16 protein-coding genes are annotated in these 15,315 nt (G+C 70.5%); 3 read left to right on the plus strand and 13 right to left on the minus strand.

The window, feature by feature from the left end:
* Window positions 1–10: 10 nt before the first annotated feature.
* The 12 genes from J2X20_RS27870 to J2X20_RS27925 all read right to left on the minus strand — a co-directional run bounded on the left by J2X20_RS27870 (window position 11) and on the right by J2X20_RS27925 (window position 11,360).
* Complete coding sequence (locus J2X20_RS27870; RefSeq protein WP_310272741.1) at window positions 11–769, minus strand: NF038120 family PEP-CTERM protein; 759 nt, start codon at window positions 767–769, stop codon at window positions 11–13.
* 259 nt (window positions 770–1,028) lie between these two features.
* Window positions 1,029–1,544 (minus strand): type II secretion system protein, encoded by a 516-nt coding sequence (locus tag J2X20_RS27875; protein ID WP_310272743.1) that lies wholly within the window; start codon window positions 1,542–1,544, stop codon window positions 1,029–1,031.
* Window positions 1,545–1,551: 7 nt separating this feature from the next.
* Window positions 1,552–1,932: a type II secretion system protein gene (locus tag J2X20_RS27880; protein ID WP_310272745.1), complete on the minus strand. Its 381-nt coding sequence runs from the start codon at window positions 1,930–1,932 to the stop codon at window positions 1,552–1,554.
* Window positions 1,932–2,399: a type II secretion system protein gene (locus J2X20_RS27885; protein ID WP_310272850.1), complete on the minus strand. Its 468-nt coding sequence runs from the start codon at window positions 2,397–2,399 to the stop codon at window positions 1,932–1,934. The genes J2X20_RS27880 and J2X20_RS27885 overlap by 1 nt, the downstream gene beginning before the upstream one ends.
* Window positions 2,400–2,408: 9 nt before the next feature.
* Entirely contained in the window at window positions 2,409–4,589 is a 2,181-nt protein-coding gene (locus J2X20_RS27890; RefSeq protein WP_310272747.1) for a secretin N-terminal domain-containing protein, read from the minus strand.
* Complete coding sequence (locus J2X20_RS27895) at window positions 4,586–5,107, minus strand: hypothetical protein (protein ID WP_310272749.1); 522 nt, start codon at window positions 5,105–5,107, stop codon at window positions 4,586–4,588. The genes J2X20_RS27890 and J2X20_RS27895 overlap by 4 nt, the downstream gene beginning before the upstream one ends.
* A complete protein-coding gene (locus J2X20_RS27900; protein ID WP_310272751.1) occupies window positions 5,104–5,616 on the minus strand; it encodes a hypothetical protein in 513 nt (170 codons plus the stop codon). The genes J2X20_RS27895 and J2X20_RS27900 overlap by 4 nt, the downstream gene beginning before the upstream one ends.
* Window positions 5,613–6,740, minus strand: a complete 1,128-nt coding sequence (locus J2X20_RS27905) for a hypothetical protein (protein ID WP_310272753.1) — start codon at window positions 6,738–6,740, stop codon at window positions 5,613–5,615. Before J2X20_RS27905 ends, J2X20_RS27900 begins: the two co-directional genes overlap by 4 nt.
* Entirely contained in the window at window positions 6,733–8,244 is a 1,512-nt protein-coding gene (locus J2X20_RS27910; protein ID WP_310272754.1) for a GspE/PulE family protein, read from the minus strand. The genes J2X20_RS27905 and J2X20_RS27910 overlap by 8 nt, the downstream gene beginning before the upstream one ends.
* A complete protein-coding gene (locus J2X20_RS27915) occupies window positions 8,241–9,434 on the minus strand; it encodes a type II secretion system F family protein (RefSeq protein ID WP_310272756.1) in 1,194 nt (397 codons plus the stop codon). The genes J2X20_RS27910 and J2X20_RS27915 overlap by 4 nt, the downstream gene beginning before the upstream one ends.
* Window positions 9,435–9,442: 8 nt before the next feature.
* Window positions 9,443–9,868: a type II secretion system major pseudopilin GspG gene (gspG, locus tag J2X20_RS27920; RefSeq protein ID WP_310272758.1), complete on the minus strand. Its 426-nt coding sequence runs from the start codon at window positions 9,866–9,868 to the stop codon at window positions 9,443–9,445.
* A gap of 103 nt (window positions 9,869–9,971) precedes the next feature.
* Window positions 9,972–11,360 carry a TIGR03790 family protein gene (locus J2X20_RS27925; RefSeq protein WP_310272760.1) on the minus strand — a complete coding sequence of 463 codons (1,389 nt, stop codon included), beginning with the start codon at window positions 11,358–11,360 and terminating at the stop codon, window positions 9,972–9,974.
* A 441-nt stretch (window positions 11,361–11,801) separates the two neighbouring features.
* Between J2X20_RS27925 and J2X20_RS27930 the strand changes: the two genes are divergently transcribed.
* The 3 genes from J2X20_RS27930 to J2X20_RS27940 all read left to right on the plus strand — a co-directional run bounded on the left by J2X20_RS27930 (window position 11,802) and on the right by J2X20_RS27940 (window position 14,285).
* The gene (locus tag J2X20_RS27930) at window positions 11,802–12,563 is read left to right on the plus strand and encodes a sulfite exporter TauE/SafE family protein (protein WP_310272762.1); all 762 of its coding nucleotides are present in this window, start codon (window positions 11,802–11,804) and stop codon (window positions 12,561–12,563) included.
* 38 nt (window positions 12,564–12,601) lie between these two features.
* Entirely contained in the window at window positions 12,602–13,420 is an 819-nt protein-coding gene (locus J2X20_RS27935) for an HDOD domain-containing protein (RefSeq protein ID WP_310272764.1), read from the plus strand.
* A 67-nt stretch (window positions 13,421–13,487) separates the two neighbouring features.
* A complete protein-coding gene (locus J2X20_RS27940; RefSeq protein ID WP_310272766.1) occupies window positions 13,488–14,285 on the plus strand; it encodes a substrate-binding periplasmic protein in 798 nt (265 codons plus the stop codon).
* 9 nt (window positions 14,286–14,294) lie between these two features.
* Here the strand turns inward: J2X20_RS27940 and J2X20_RS27945 are convergent, their stop codons facing one another.
* Window positions 14,295–15,278 (minus strand): GGDEF domain-containing protein, encoded by a 984-nt coding sequence (locus J2X20_RS27945; protein WP_310272768.1) that lies wholly within the window; start codon window positions 15,276–15,278, stop codon window positions 14,295–14,297.
* Window positions 15,279–15,315: the final 37 nt, after the last annotated feature.

Here is a 15,315-nt window from a genome sequence, read left to right on the forward strand (position 1 = left end):
AAGCGGCGGGTCAGACAGCGCGGCGGCGGCTGGCACGGAAGGCGGCAAGGCCGGCGACGCTCAGCAGAGCGAGGCTGGCGGGCTCGGGCACGTGCTCGATGGTGATGTTGTCGATGCCGAACTGGGCACGGTCCGTGTTGAAGGACGTGCAGCTCGTGCCGCCGCCGGGAGCCGGGCAGGCAAAGCCATAGGCATAGACGTAGTCGAACTCGAGGTTGCCGAAGGCACCGGTGCTGAAATTGGCGAAACCCAGTTCGTTGGCCGCATTCAGGCCGGTCAGCGCGAAGGTGGCGGTCGTCGAGACGCCGTTGCGCATGCCCTGCAGGCGCACGAAGCCGGGAGTGGACTGCAGCGGATCACCATTGCCGATCCAGCTGGCGCTGAAGCTCTTCACGGAGAAGCGGAAGCCATCCGTCGAGCCGAAGACGACGGCGCCATCGTTCAGCATCGCCAGGTACTGCGATGCATTGTTGGTCGGGCAGGTCACGCTCATGCAGGCAGAGGGATCGCTGCCGTCCATCAGGGCGCCGACGAAATCACCGATCTGGGCAGTGGCGGAGTTGGAGAACGGGTCGAAGAACATCGTGCGGCCGGCCAGGCCGTTCTGATAGAACTCGTCGCCGTTCAGCAGCAGCGGTGCGAAGGGCGCGAAAGGCGACGGGTCCACCGTATTGAAGTCGACGGTTGTGCGCAGCACGCCGGCCTGGACACCCGCCGACAGGGTCAGCGCAGAAATAGCCAGCGCTGCCATGGTCAAAACCTTCTTCATTCAACTACCCACTTTCTTTGCAAAGTTGATCAATGCCGCACAGGCTGCAGCGCATAAGCACCGCCACCATTCCGAACCGCCAGGGTCTGACGGCCGGAATGCCTGCGCATAGATGGACTACCCAGCCCAGCTAGGCGGCCGATTCTGAGTGAGCAAAAATCCACGGCCATCCCAAGTTCCCCGGCATCCAAGCAAGGGGGGAGGGGGTATTCACCAAGGCCGCTGACTTGACGGGTCAGTACGAAATTCCCTAGCAAGTTCACCTTGACGCGCCGCTGGCTGCCGACGCAGCAGAAGCAGGATCCACGGGAAGCTGGGGGATACCCGCGGCGTAGCGCGACGAGAACAGCAGATCGTGAGCCTGCTTGACCGGCTGGCCGTCCGGCCCGTACTCGCGCAGCAGGGCATGCTTGGAGCGGCTGCGCACCGCGCTGAAGGCGCCGGGCTGGCCCGGCTCGGGCACCAGCTCCCAGTCCACCTTGCCGGTGAAGGGATCCTCGTAGGCGCGGCGCAGATGGCGGCGCGGCCGCGGGCTGCGCTGGTCCTCGACGAGGTCTTCCAGGCTCCTGGGGTATTGCTCGGGCGGGTTGGGCGTGGCCTTGGCATAGGCCGAGATCGCGCGCGCGATCTCGCCGCCACGGAACAGCAGCTCGCGCTCGCGCTCGCGCTGGGCCGCCGTGCTCCAGGCCTGGCCCAGGGCCGCGAGGCCGGCCGCCGTCAGCGCGACGAGGAAGAGGACGGCCAGATAGCTGTAGCCGCGCTCCAGGCGCCTCATGCCGCCCTCACCAATCGGCGTAGAGCCGCCCGTCGGCGCTGCGGCCGGCGGCACCGCTGCGCACATCCCAGACCTTGCCGCTGGCCTGCATCTCGGTGGGCGGCGGCAGCTCGACCCAGGTCTCGCGGCTGGCGGTCAGCGGGTCCTCGGGCACATCGCGGATATAGCGCGCCGCGGCCAGCTCCTGCAGGGAGTCGGGATAACGGCCTTTGTCAGCGGCGTACTGGTCGATGGCGTCGCGCATCGTCGTCAGCGACTGCAGCAGGGCCGTCTCCTTGCTCTTGTGCAGGGACGCGAAATAGCGTGGCGCGGCGATGGACGCGAGCAGGGCCACGATGGCCATGACGACGATGAGCTCGATCAAGGTGAAGCCGCGGGACTGTTTCATCACCAGTCTTTCAGCTTGGATCCGTCCAGCGCCTTGCGCTCCGAACGCGAGTAGACGTCGAAGACATCCTTGCCGGCACGCGGATCGTCGGGCGCGCTGTCGTAGGCGCGCAGCCCCCAGGTCTCGGCGGCACTCTGCTCGGCCGGCGCAAAGGGGTCGCGCGGCAGGCGGCGCAGGAAATAGATCTTGCGGCCATTGGGCGACTTGGCGTCGGCGACGCCATCGACGAGCAGCTGCAGCTTTTGCGGATAGCCGCTGTCCTCGGGGCTCAGCATGATGCTGCCGGTCTCGGCGGCGCGCTTGTAGGCATCGAGGGCTTCGCGCAGCGTGCGCAGGGCCTGGCGCAGCTCATGCTCGCGGCTGCGCTGCACCGACAGCTCGAGCAGGGGCCGCGCCGCGGACGCGAGCACGCCCAGCATGGCCAGCACGACCAGCATCTCGATGAGCGTGAAGCCGCGAGCTCGCATCAGCACTGCCTACTTCACTGCTTCCACGGTGAGCAGGCCCGAGCCTTCGAGGCGCACAGGCGCCGACTCGCCATTCAGCCCGCTGGCCGACAGCGCGCTGACGCCGATATTGAGCACCTGCCCTGCCGCTGGCGGCAGGGCGCGGAAGGCGACGACGCGGTCCCCACGCGGCGCCAGCTCGACGGGATAGCGCCCCGGCGCCGCGCCTTGCAGCGGTTGGGCCGGCGTCAGGCGGCTGGCGTCGTACTCCAGTTCGCCCTTGATCTGCAGCCCGCTTTCGTTCTTCAGCGCGACGGAGACGGTTCCGCCGGCCGGGATCTGCGGCGTGACGTCCAGCTTCAGCAGCGCCTCCGCGGTCGCTGCCACGGGCTGGGCCTGCGGCCCGGGCGCCGCAGCCGCGCCACCGCTGCTCGGCGCCACGCCGACCTTGGCCTCGCGGCGCAGCAGGCTGCTGAAGGCGCCGGGGCTGGCGTCGGTGCCGCTGGCCAGGCGGGTCAGCGAGGCATCGGGAACGGCCAGGTTGCGCACCACGCGCGGCGTGATCAGCAGCACCACCTCGGTCTTGTTGCGCGTGTCCGTCGTCGTGCCGAACAGTCGGCCCAGCACCGGGATGCTGGACAAGCCCGGGATGCCGGTGGCGGCCTTGCGGTCCTCGTCGTTGATGAGGCCGGCCAGCACTTGCGTCTCGCCGTCGGCCAGGCGCAGCACGGTGGAGGTGTTGCGCGTGCCGATCTCGTAGGCCGTCGTGCCGCCTGGGCCGGTGACCTGGCGGATCAGATTGCTGACCTCCAGGCCGACCTTGATGACGACGTCGTTGTCGAGCTGGATGGTGGGCTCGACATCCAGCTTCAGGCCGATGTCCAGATAGCTGACCGAGGCCGCCACCGAGGTCGAGCCGGTGAAGTTGGTCGTCGTCGTGAACACCGGCAGCTTCTGGCCGATGTGGACCTTGGCCTTGTCGCGGTTGCGCACACGGATCTTGGGATTGGCCAGGATGTTGGAGTTGCCGGCCGTGCCGCGCAGCGTCGCGACGACGACGGGATTGGCGATGCTGGCGCGGAAGTTGATCGGGTTCTTGCCACCCACGAACACCGCCGGCGGGATATTGCCGGCCGCGTCGCTGATGCCCAGCGAGGCCTGCTCGGGCCACTTCAGCCCCAGCTCGTCGACGCGGTCGGTGGCCAGTTCCATGACCTCGACCTCCAGCATGACCTCGGGCTCGGGCAGGTCGACGGAGGCGATGAGCTTCTCGACCAGACGCAGCACCTCGGGCGTGTCGCGCACGATGAGCAGGTTCAGTCGCTCGTCGATGTGAATGTCGCGCACCTTGGCGATGGTGCGCACCATCGCCTGCACCTGCTTGACGTCGGCATTCGTCAGGTAGAGCGTGCGGGTGATCAGCTCCTGGTGCTCGCGCTGCTTGGCGGCGGTGTTGGGGAAGATCAGCACCGAGGTCTCGTTGAGCAGCTTGCGGTCCAGCTGCTGGGTGCCGAGGATGACGCGCATGGCCTCGTCCATCGTCACATTGCGCAGGAAGACGGTGACGCGGGCATCGGCGCGCACATCCTTGTCGAAGACGAAGTTGACGCCGCTGCTGCGCGACAGGGCTTCGAAGACCTGGCGCAGCGGCGCCTCGCGGAACTCCAGCGTGACCGGCTTCTGGAAGGCCGGGCCCAGTTCGCCGACTGCCGCCTCCAGCGGTCGCGCCTGGGCGACCTGGCTGGCCAGCAGGCGGGCGCCCGGATGCTGGGGCGACTCGGCCAGAATCTCGCGGGCGACGGCTTCAGCCCGCTCCAGCTTGCCGTCCTTCAGCGCCGCGCGGCCGCTGGCCAGCTGGGCGTCCTGACGGCGGCTGCGCTCCACTTCCGTCGTCAACGCGGCCAGGCGCGGATGCCTGCTGTCGGCCAGGGCCAGCTGGCTCAGCAGGGCCGAGGCCTCATCCCAGCGGCCGGCACCACGCAGGGCCTCGATCTGCAGGATGAGGCGGGCCGAGGCCTGCTCGCGGGCACGCACCTGGGCCGCGCGCAGTTGCGGATCGGTCGGGTCCTTGACGAGGGCGTCGTCCAGCACGCGCAGGGCCGCCGGCCACTGGTTGCTGCGGCCAAGGTCTTCGGCCTGGCGCAGGGCCGGATTGGCGCAGCCTGCCAGAAGCAGGGCGACGCCGAGGAGGAGGAATAAGGGCTGCTTCATGGGACTGGCCTGAAGACGATGTTCTGGGGGAGCTGGCCGGGCAGCCAGGTCAGGCGCACGCCGCTGTCGGAGACTTGCTCGACGCGCCACTGACCGTCGATGACGTCGCCGCGCTTGGCGCTCAAGGCCTTGTTGGGCCCGGTCAGCAAGGCGACCTCGACGGCCTTGGCGCCCTCGCCTTCGATGACGCGGCCGATCATCTGATAAGGCGCCGGCGGGGCCACGGGCGGCGGCGGTGGCGGGGCAGCCACCGGCGGCGGTGCCGGCGGTGGAGGCGGTGGTGGAGGCGGCTGCCAGGCGGCCAGTTGGGACGCGGGCGCATCGGCCCAGGCCACGCGCGAAGGTACGGCCGGTGCCGGCGCGCTGGCGGCGGAGGCTGCTGCTGCCACAGATGCGGCGCGGCGCGCCGGTGCGGCCACGGCGGCGGCCGCATCGTCCTCGGGCCGGGTCGCGACCCAGGCCGTCGCGGCCAGCGTCGCCGCCAGCGCGCCTCCCAGCGCGAGTTGACGCGGCGTCATGGCGCGGCCCTCCCATGCAGGGACCACTGCAGCTCGGCGTCGACGTCGGTGCTCATGGGGCTGACGCGGCGCAGCTTGATCGCATCCAGGCTGAGTGCCGGATCGTGCTCGAGGGCGGCGCCGATGAAGCGGCGCAGCTGGGCGTAGCTGCCGGTCACGGGCATGGTCACGCGCAGCCTCTCCAGGCCCTCGCTGGTGGACAGCCGGTGCTCGGTGCGCGCACCGACGAGGTCGAGGCGGATGCTCATTTCCAGCAGATCGGCCAGGCGCTGCTGGCGGTTGCCCGACGTCGGCAGCTCGGCCTGCCATTGCTGCACGCTGATGGGCGCCGAGGCGGCCACGGCGGCCGGCCGGGCCTTGGCGCGCAGCTCGCGGGCCTCGGCCTGCAGTCGGGTGGCCTGGGCATCCCAGCGCTGGCCGAGCACGACGGCGGCGACGGCCAGCGCCAGTGCGGCGAGGCCGACCAGGCCCGGCCAGCCCAGGGCCTTGATCAGGGCGCGCCGGTTCACGAGCCACCTCCGGTCGCCACGCGGGCATTGATCTCGAAGCGCTGGCCGACGAGGCCGGCCTCGGCAGCCGAGAAGCGCGACAGCACGACCTGGCGCCAGCCCGGCGTCGTGCCGAGCTGCTCGGCCAGTTGCAGGGCCAGCAGCTTGTCGGGCGTCAGGCCTTCCAGGCGCAGCTCGCCACGGCTGGCGCTGGCCTCCAGGCCCAGCCAGGCAATGGTCTTGGCCTCGGCGCCGGCGGTCTCGACGCGCGCCAGCAGCGGCTCCCAGGGCATGGCCAGCAAGGCGCGGGCCTCGATGGCCGCACGGTTCTCGGCGGGCTCGGTGCGGGCGCTGCGGACGGCGGGCTTGGGGGTGGGCGCCGGGCGCAGCGTGGCCACTCGATCGCGCGCGGCCTGGGCGACGTCGAGGGCACGATGGCTGTCGATGGCGCTCCACGCCGCCGTTGCCAGCACCAGGGCGCCGGTCGCAGCCAGCGGCCAGGCCAGCGGCGAGCGGCCGCTGCGCGGCAGGAAGTCTGGCTCGGGCGTCGCGGGGCCGGGCTGGGGGATGAGTTCATCGGCGGGCGTGCCGACGGCCAGCGGCGCATCTCCACCGAGCTCGGCGAGCTGCTGCACGCGACGCGACTGCACGCCGGTGACGCGGCCGCGGTCGAGCTGGATGACGACGGCAATCTCGCCCTCGTGCCAGACCACGCGGCCTGTGCCCGCACGCGTGGCGGCAGGCAGGGACGCCAGCCACGCGCTCCAGGCCGGGCGCACGGCCGCGAGGCGCACGCGGGCGGCCTCGGCCTGGGTGCGCAGCGCGGCCAGGTCGAGGCCGTGCAGGGCCGAGGCGCCGGCCGCTTCACCGAGGCGCCAGGGGGCGATGGCAAAGCGCTGCGCGGCCGCACCGAAATAGTGGGCGAACTGCTGCTGGGCGTAGGCCTGCACGGCGTCGAGGTCGGCCAGGGGCAGGCCGGGCTCGACCACCAGCTCGTGCAGGGCACGGGCGCTGACGACCAGCTCGACGGCCGTGCCCGGCAGGTCGCGGCACCAGGCCTCGAACTCACCGCCGCCGGGCGTGACGAAGACGCGCCGCGGCTTGGCCAGCCGTGCGCTGATCTGCTGGCGCAGGCCTTCACTCATCGAGGGTGACACGTTCCAGCTCCTCGAAGGTGGTGTCGCCGCGGCAGACGGCGGCCAGGGCCATCTCGCGCAGCGACTTCATGCCACGCGCCTTGGCCGCGGCCTTGATCTCGGACATGGGGGCGCGCGCCGCGATCAGGTCGCGCAGGCCGTCGTCGAGCTTGAGCAGCTCGGCCACCGCGCGGCGGCCCTTGTAGCCGGTGCCGCGGCAATGGCCGCAGCCCTCACCCTTCATGAAGGCGCCGTTGATGACGCCGTGGCGGGCCAGCGTGGCGGCGTCGGGCGTGAAGGGTCGGGCGCAGTGCTTGCACGTCAGCCGCACCAGGCGCTGGGCCAGCACGGCGTTCAGGGCCGAGACGACGTTGTAGAGGTCCAGGCCCATGTGCATGAAGCGGCCGATGACGTCAAACGCGTTGTTCGCATGCACGGTGCTGAAGACCAGGTGGCCGGTCAGCGCGGCCTGCACGGCGATCTGGGCCGTCTCGGCGTCGCGGATCTCGCCCACCATGACGCGGTCGGGGTCGTGGCGCAGGATGGAGCGCAGGCCGCGCGAGAAGGTCAGGCCCTTCTTCTCGTTGACGGGGATCTGCACGACGCCGCTGAGCTGGTACTCGACAGGGTCTTCGATGGTGATGATCTTGTCGGCGCCGGTGTGGATCTCGGCCAGGGTCGCGTACAGCGTCGTCGTCTTGCCCGAGCCGGTCGGGCCGGTCACCAGCAGCATGCCGTGGGGCTGGCGGGCCTGGTGGCGGATGGCGGCGCGTTCGTCGTCGTCGAAGCCCAGGGCATCCAGGGTCAGCGAGCCGGCACGGACGATGGCCGCGCGGTCCAGGATGCGGATGACGGCGTCTTCGCCGAAGACGCTGGGCATGACCGAGAGGCGGAAGTCGATCTCACGGCCCTGCACGCGCAGCTTGAAGCGGCCGTCCTGAGGCAGGCGGCGCTCGCCGATGTCGAGTTCGGCCATGACCTTGAGGCGCGACACCAATTGCTCGGCCACCTGCGGGCCTTCGACCTGGCGCACCAGGGCCATGACGCCGTCGACGCGGAAGCGGATGGCGGCACCGCGGGCGGTGCATTCGATGTGGATGTCCGACGCCGTGTCCTGCAGCGCGTCGTAGATGGTGGCGTTGAGCAGGCGCACAACGGGGCTGGCCTGTTCGCTCAGGGCCAGTGCCGACAGCTCCTCGGTGTGGTCCTCGACGGCGGTCAGTGCATCCTCGACGTCAGACAGGGCGCGGAAATCGGCCTCGCCGGCACCCAGGAAATGGGTCACCGCCTCGGGCGTGCAGCGCTGCCAGCCCACCGGCGCGTTCAGCCGCGACTCGACACTCTGCAGCAGCATGGCGTCCTCGTCGCGCTCGGCGAGCAGCACGCGCTTGTCGCTGGCGCCGACGGCCAGCACGGCACGCCAGCGCTGGGCCTGGGCTTGCGGCCATTGCTCGAAGTCGAGATGCCAGGGGCCCTGTTCGGCTGGCAGCCAATCGTTGAGCGTCGTCGTCATTGCACCTGCTCCACCAACTGGAAGATCGGCAGATACATCAGCACGATGATCCCGCCGATCAGCACCCCCATGATCAGCATCAGCGCCGGATTGACGAGGCGGGACAGCAGGTCGGTCAGGCGCGCGGCCTCTTCGTCGTGGAAGGCCGCGGCACGCTCCAGCATGGCGGCGACCTCACCGCTGCGCTCGCCCACGCGCAGCATGCGGCGGGCGACCGGCGTGGCCAGGTCTTGCGCGTCAAACGCAGCCGACAGGCGCTCGCCGCGCTCGATCTGCGCGGCCGCGGCCTGCACAGCGGCGCGCCAGGGGGCGGCGACGACGTCGACCACGATCTTCAGCGCCGCCAGGGCCGGCACGCCCGAAGCGAGCAGCATGGCCAGCGAGCGGTAGAGCCGCGCCAGCGCCAGCACGCGCAGCCGCGGCCCCAGGCCGGGCAGGGTCCACACGGCCGCCTGGGCGCGCTGGCGCACGATGGGCTGACGCAGCAGCGCGTAGACCGCAAAGCCGAAGGCCGCGATGCCGCCGATGACCAGGCCCGGATGCGCGCCGGCCGTCTGGCCGAACTCGATCAGCACGCGCGAGGCCCAGGGCAGGTCGGCGCTGGTCTGCTCCAGGATGCCGGCAAAGCGCGGCAGCACATAGAGCAGCAGGAAGAGGATGACCGCGCCGCCGACGCCGAGCAGCATCAGCGGGTAGACCAGGGCCGCGACGAGGCGCGAGCGCAGCGCATCGACCCAGGCCAGATAGCGCGAATGCTGGGCTAACGCCGTGGACAGCTGGCCGGTCTTTTCGTTGGCGGCGACGATGGCGCAGATCAGCTCGTCAAAGGCTTGCGGCTGCTGGCGCAGCGCGACGGACAGCGGCTGACCTTGTTCGATCTGACCGATGACGGCGTCCAGTGCCGCGCGCACGCCGGGCTGACCTTCCTTCTCGCGCAGCGTGTTCAGGGCTTCGAGCAGCGCAATGCCGGCGTCCAGCAGCACGGCCAGTTCCTGGCTGAAGAGCTGCAGCGGGAATTTGCTGTTGCGCCGCCAGGGCCGCGCGGCCTGCGTGGCCGCAACCTCGCGCGCCTCCAGCACATGCTGGGGCGGCACGCCGAGCACGGCGGCCACGGCGGCACGGTCGGGCGCCTCCACGCGCTCGGTGCTGACGGCACCCGCGCGCAGCACACGGGTCAGAAACTGCGGCACAGACAGGATTACCAGGAGGTGAGGTCGGCGTCCTCACCCTCGCCGCCGGGGCGGCCGTCCTTGCCGAAGCTCAGCAGGTCGTACTCGCCATGCTCGCCGGGGCTGCGGTATTGGTAGTCATTGCCCCAGGGGTCCTTGGGCACGGCCTTGGACAGATAGGGGCCGGCCCATTTGGGCTCGTCGGCCGGCTTGGTGACCAGCACGGCCAGGCCCTGGTCGGTGCTGGGGTAACGGCCGACGTCCAGGCGGTACTGGTCCAGCGACTTGGTCAGCGCGTCGATCTGGGCGCGGGCGGCCTTGACCTCGCTCTTGCCGATCTGGCCGAAGAACTTGGGGCCGACGTAACCGGCCAGCAGGCCGATGATGACCATGACGACCAGCAATTCAAGCAGGGTGAAGCCGCGGGCGCGGGCGGCGAGACGGGGTCGGAACATGGGCAGGCAGGGTACAGCGGGACGGCGACTGTTCTACGACGGGCGCCGCGCGGCAATCGGGATTTGACCGCCCCGCATTCTCAGGGGCGCGCGCGACCGGCTCTCAGGATGACTCGGCCAGGGTGCAGGTATTGCCCGGATTGTCCGGGCAAGGCCCGCGCCAACGGATGCGCGTCGCCGCGGCCGGCGGCAGCGGCGCACGGCCGTCCAGGACCTGGCCGCGCGCGCCGGTGAAGCTGCCCAGCGTCGTCCAGCTCGAACCTTGCAGGTACTCCAGGCTGTAGCGCGCGCCCGGCCGCAGGCTGCGCGTCCTGATCTGGTACTCGCCGGCCACGATGGCGAAGCTGGGGCTGTCGCGGAAGGGCTGGGCCAGCGGTTCGCCGACGAACAGCCCCTGCCCCGGCCATTGCACGGCCTTCCAGTAGGCCTCGATGGCGGTGGCGCCGCGCCAGTACTGGTCGACGAGGACGGAGGCCCGCGAGAACTTCTGCTGCAGGTTGCAGGGCTCCTCGACCGTGCCATAGCTGGCCGTCGCGCCGGCATCCAGCCAGGCGGTGATGGGCATCTGGCCCGCGCCCGAAGGCAGCACGCCGCCTGTGGAGGTCAGGGTGTCGGCCAGGGCGCCGGGGCGGAACTGCAGCGTCGACAGATTGGCGACGCTGCTCAGGCCGGTCAGATAGAACAGCACGCCGCTCTTGCCGGACAGGGCATTGGCGCTGGCCGGGCCGCCGCTGTTGTCGACATAGTTCAGCGTCAGCGCGCCGCTCCAGGCAGCGGGCAGGCCCGAGAAGTCGCTCCAGCGCACGCTGCGGTCGACGTCGGTCGTGCGCACCAACCAGCCCTCGCCGGCCGGCCGGCTGGCATCGGCGGCCACGCCGCGGCTGATCAGCGCCTGGGCCGCCGCCAGCGTGCGCGCGCCCAGCAACATGGACGGCCGTATCTGCAGTTCGGCCTGGGGCCGCCGCGCCTCGCTGTCGTAAAGCGGCGAGGCAGCCGTGCTCGCGCAGGCGTTGCTCGACGGACTGGGGTTGCAATAGCGCGTGTCGAAACCGAAGGCCATGGCGCTGGTGATGCCCATGCTGCAGGCGTCGGTGACACGGCTGGGCGCGGCCCAGGTCAGCAGCGTGGCCTGGGTGCCGGCCGGCAATTTGGCGTCGATGTCGGATTTGAGCAACGCAAAGTCGGCGGCCGAGATCGCGTCCCGGGCCGTGTTGACCCGCACCCGGATCAGGTTGGCCGCTGGCACGCCACGGGCTGCCATATAGGCCGCGCCGACCGCCTCGCTGAGGGCATCCCCCTCGGCCACGACGACGGCCAGATCGGACGGTGCCAGGCCGTTTACCGGCAGGGCCAGCGTCAGCGTCTGCCCTATGCCGCCACCACCGCCGCCACCACCGCCGTCACCCCCGCCTGCTCCACCGCCGCCCCCGCCGCCGCAGGCGCTCAACAGGGTCAACAACAGGGGCAGCAGCCGGCGGATCGAGGAGCTCATTCGGCCATTCTTGCAGCGCTGCACGCCATTCGCGATGCACAGTTTTGGTGCTCAATTGCACCTTTCGCACCCAGCGAACCCGGGCTTACCCCAGTGCCATGCACCGTGGCGGGGCAATAGAGTCTCGTCACTCGACGCGGTTCCGGGCTATGTCCAGGGCCGCCGGGCGGGTTGTGAGGAGACAAATCAAGCGCCAAGCGCACAAGGTTGCTTCGTAACCCCGAAGACAATCCCACCGGCCACCAAGGCACCCCTTGGTGGCCGTTTTCTTTTGTGGGCCGAAGGCCCCTGGCACGACGGGCCGGCTTGGGAACTGGAGTCGGACACAAGCAGTCCCTGCGGACTGCTTGTGCCTACGGAAGGACATGGGCCTCTGGCCCATGGCAGGCCCAGCGCTCGGCCCGATTGAAGGCACCACGGCCGCCTTACTTGGTCAAAGACATGCTTGAACTCGCCACAGTCGCCCTCGCCTCCCTGCTCGCAGGTTTCATTGACGCGGTGGCCGGCGGTGGTGGCTTGGTCCTCGTGCCGGCCCTGTTCAGCACCTATCCAAACGCTGTACCGGCCACGCTGCTGGGCACGAACAAGGGGGCGTCGGTCTGGGGCACGGGCTGGGCGACGCTGCAATACGTGAAGCGGGTCGACCTGCCCTGGAAGCGGCTGATGCCGGCCGCCGTGCTGGCCGGCGCGGGTAGCTTTGCGGGTGCCTGGGCCCTGACCCTGGTCAGCCCCGACGGCCTGCGCAAGGCCCTGCCCCTGGTGCTGGCGGCGGTGCTGGTCTACACCCTGGCCAGGAAGGACCTCGGCCGCGAGCACAAGCCGCGTTTCACGGGCCATGCCGAAGCCCTGGTGGCCGGCGGCATCGCGCTGGCCGTGGGCTTCTACGACGGCTTCTTCGGTCCCGGCACCGGCAGCTTCTTCGTCTTCCTGTTCGTGCGGCTGCTGGGCTACGACTTCCTGCATGCCTCGGCCACGGCCAAGTTGATGAATCTGCTGACGAATGCCTTCGCCATCGCCCTCTTCGTCAGCAAGGGCCATATCTGGTGGCATGTCGCCGCCGTGATGGCCGTGACCAACGTGGCCGGCAGTCTGCTGGGCACGCGCCTGGCCCTCAAGCATGGCGCCGGCTTCGTGCGCGGCGTCTTCGTCCTCGTCGTGGGGGCGCTCATCCTCAAAACAGCCTGGGACGCCTTCTTCCGCTGATCTACCATCGGGCATTCCCCGGAAGACCCCCACTCACCATGCCCGTCGATCCTCAACTGCGCAATCTGGACATCGAGATCCCGACCCAGCCCGAGGTCCTGGTCAAGCTCTCGCTGCTGATGGCGGCCGAGGACATCGACCTGCAGGCCATGTCCTCCCTGGTCGAGACCGACATGGCCCTGGCGGCCGCCGTCATGAAGGCGGTCAACTCCTCGCTCTACGGCCTGCGCGGCCGCGTGCAGACCGTGCACCAGGCCCTGACCTATCTCGGCATGCGCGAGGTGGCCGCCATCACCTTCGAAATGGGCCTGCGCGCCGCCTTCCCAGCCGCGGCCGAACTGGAGCAGGTGTGGACGCGCGCCTCGCAGCGCGGCCTGCTGATGGGCCGCATGGGCCAGATGCTGGGCGTCGACCCCTGGGCCGCCCACTCGGCCGGCCTGTTCGAGGAATGCGGCAAGGCCGTGCTCTACCGCCACGCCCCGACCCATTACCCGGCCATGCTGCGCGCCGCGACGCGCGACGCCGAGTTGGTGGAGCTGGAGAAGACGGCCTTCGGCGTCAGCCATGACGCCCTGGGCGCTGCCCTGTGCGAAAGCTGGGGCCTGGCGCCCGCGGCTGTGGCCAGCGTGCGCCACCATGTCGAGATCCAGGCCTCGCTGACCATGCCCGACAGCCTGGCGCGCCGCAGCGTCGCCGCCATCTCGACGGTGGCCTGGGCCCTGCTGAACCACCCCGACCAGCTCGACGACATCGCCAGCCAGATTGCGCCCCAGGCCCAGCTGGACGAGACCCTGGTGCTGCGCGCCGCGCGGCGCGTCAACGAGCAGTTGCTCGCCGCCCAGGAACACGGGCGCTGAAACACCTTCCCGGCGGGCCGCCGGGCCCTTAGCATCGCCGCATCAGCCAGAACAACAAGGAGGCTGCATGCGCAACGCTCGGAGCCTGTTCGCGGGGGCCTGTGTCGTGGCAGCCGGTGGCATCGCGGCGCAGCCCATGCCGGCAGCGTCTGAGGCCGCCCAGGCGGTGCAGTGGCTGAGCGAGCCTTTCCCACCCTTCAGCTTCGTCGCTCCCAGCGGCCCGGCAGGCGTGGCGGTGGACCTGATGAAGGCCGCGCAGGCCCAGGCCAATCTGCCCGAGGGCACGCCCCTCTTCCTGCCGTGGGCCCGCGTGCTGCAGGTGCTGGCCGGGTCGGCGCCGGCCTGCGTGACGGCGATGACGCGTACGCCGGCCCGCGAGAAGCAATACCAATGGGTCGGGCCTTTCCTGTCCGCCGACCTTGCCGTGGGGCGCAGGAACCCCGCTGCGCCCTGGCCGGCGGGGGACAAGCCGCTGGCCGGCAGCGATGTCGTCGTCATCCGCGGCGATGCTTCCGAAGAAACCGCACGCAGCCTGGGCGCCGAGGAAGCGCGCATCCATCGCGTGGCCGACCCCGTCATCGCGGCGCGCATGATGCTGGCCGGGCGGGTGGACGGCTGGGTCTATGGCGAGGCCGTCATGCGCTGGACGCTGACCAGCCTGGACATTCCGCCGGACCGCTACCGCTTCGACGGCCAGATCCGCGGCGGCGACAACTATTTCTCCTGCAACGCCGCCGTCAGCGCCGACTACCTCAAGCGCCTGCAGCAGGGGCTGGATGCCGCCAAGAAAACCAAGGGCGGTGCCAGCGACTACGACCGCATCCTGTCGCGCTATCTGCGCTCCGACACCATGCCGCGCAAATGAAGCCCGCGCTCAGGCCGCCAAGCTGAGCCGGTCCCGCCCGGCATGCTTGGCGATGTAGAGGGCCTCGTCGGCCGCCTGCAGCAGGGCCTGGGCGCTCAGGTAGGGATGCGCGGGGCTGGCCGCGGCCAGGCCCACGCTCAGCGTCAGGCCACCTTGCCCATCCGGCAGGCGCAGGGCCCTCAGCTCGTCGCGCAAGGACTCCAGCACGCCCTGGGCCTCGGCCATGCCAAAGCCGGGCAGCAGAGCGACGAACTCTTCGCCACCCAGGCGGGCAACGACGTCGGTGTCGCGCTTGAAACGCTCGTTCAGCAGGCTGGCGACCCGCTGCAGAGCCGCATCGCCAATGTCTGTGCCATGGGCGAGGTTGAACTGCTTGAACTGGTCCAGGTCCAGCACCGCCAGGGCCAGCAGGCCGCGCTGGCGCTGGGCGCGCTTGAACTCGCGGCGCAGGGCCTCGTCGAAGGCGCGCTGGTTGGCGATGCCGGTCAGCGGGTCAACGCGCGCCAGGCTGGCGAGCTCGCGCTGGTTGGCCTCCAGGGCCGCATGCGCCTCCTCGAGCAGATGGCGCTGCTGGGTCAGCTCGCGCCGCAGCTCACGCGCATCCTGGTCCTGCTGCCACAACGAGCCGCGGGCGCGCCGCATGGCATGGCCGATGCGATCCAGCTCGGCCGTCAGGCGGGGTGTCCCCTGGACGTCGGGCGTCAAGGGAGTCGGCGCCGATTCCATGGCCTCGCAACCGGCGGCCAGCTGGCGCAGCGGGCGCAGCAGCAGGGCCTCGATGAGCAGCAACTGCGCGGCGCTGAGCAGCAGCACCAGCCAGGCGGCGTGGGCCACGCCCTCTGCCGGCGCTTCGAAGCCGCCCAGGCTCCATTCGAAGACCGTGACGATGAAGGCGGTCAGCAGCGGCACGGCCACGGTGAACCGCAGCCGCAACGAACCCAGCCGCCGCGGGCTGACGCGGTCCAGGGTTTCGGCGGGGGAATCGGTGCTCATGGGGTCGGCGGTGACTGCGCGCAAATTGTCACGGCCA

Source organism: Roseateles saccharophilus, from assembly GCF_031458095.1.
Classification (GTDB): domain Bacteria; phylum Pseudomonadota; class Gammaproteobacteria; order Burkholderiales; family Burkholderiaceae_C; genus Pelomonas; species Pelomonas saccharophila_A.

Coding starts and splice junctions, on each gene's coding strand:
- J2X20_RS27870 (WP_310272741.1), bottom strand. CDS start 769: ATGAAGAAGGTTTTGACCATGGCAGCGCTGGCTATTTCTGCGCTGACC.
- J2X20_RS27875 (WP_310272743.1), bottom strand. CDS start 1,544: ATGAGGCGCCTGGAGCGCGGCTACAGCTATCTGGCCGTCCTCTTCCTC.
- J2X20_RS27880 (WP_310272745.1), bottom strand. CDS start 1,932: ATGAAACAGTCCCGCGGCTTCACCTTGATCGAGCTCATCGTCGTCATG.
- J2X20_RS27885 (WP_310272850.1), bottom strand. CDS start 2,399: ATGCGAGCTCGCGGCTTCACGCTCATCGAGATGCTGGTCGTGCTGGCC.
- J2X20_RS27890 (WP_310272747.1), bottom strand. CDS start 4,589: ATGAAGCAGCCCTTATTCCTCCTCCTCGGCGTCGCCCTGCTTCTGGCA.
- J2X20_RS27895 (WP_310272749.1), bottom strand. CDS start 5,107: ATGACGCCGCGTCAACTCGCGCTGGGAGGCGCGCTGGCGGCGACGCTG.
- J2X20_RS27905 (WP_310272753.1), bottom strand. CDS start 6,740: ATGAGTGAAGGCCTGCGCCAGCAGATCAGCGCACGGCTGGCCAAGCCG.
- J2X20_RS27910 (WP_310272754.1), bottom strand. CDS start 8,244: ATGACGACGACGCTCAACGATTGGCTGCCAGCCGAACAGGGCCCCTGG.
- gspG (WP_310272758.1), bottom strand. CDS start 9,868: ATGTTCCGACCCCGTCTCGCCGCCCGCGCCCGCGGCTTCACCCTGCTT.
- J2X20_RS27925 (WP_310272760.1), bottom strand. CDS start 11,360: ATGAGCTCCTCGATCCGCCGGCTGCTGCCCCTGTTGTTGACCCTGTTG.
- J2X20_RS27930 (WP_310272762.1), top strand. CDS start 11,802: ATGCTTGAACTCGCCACAGTCGCCCTCGCCTCCCTGCTCGCAGGTTTC.
- J2X20_RS27935 (WP_310272764.1), top strand. CDS start 12,602: ATGCCCGTCGATCCTCAACTGCGCAATCTGGACATCGAGATCCCGACC.
- J2X20_RS27940 (WP_310272766.1), top strand. CDS start 13,488: ATGCGCAACGCTCGGAGCCTGTTCGCGGGGGCCTGTGTCGTGGCAGCC.
- J2X20_RS27945 (WP_310272768.1), bottom strand. CDS start 15,278: ATGAGCACCGATTCCCCCGCCGAAACCCTGGACCGCGTCAGCCCGCGG.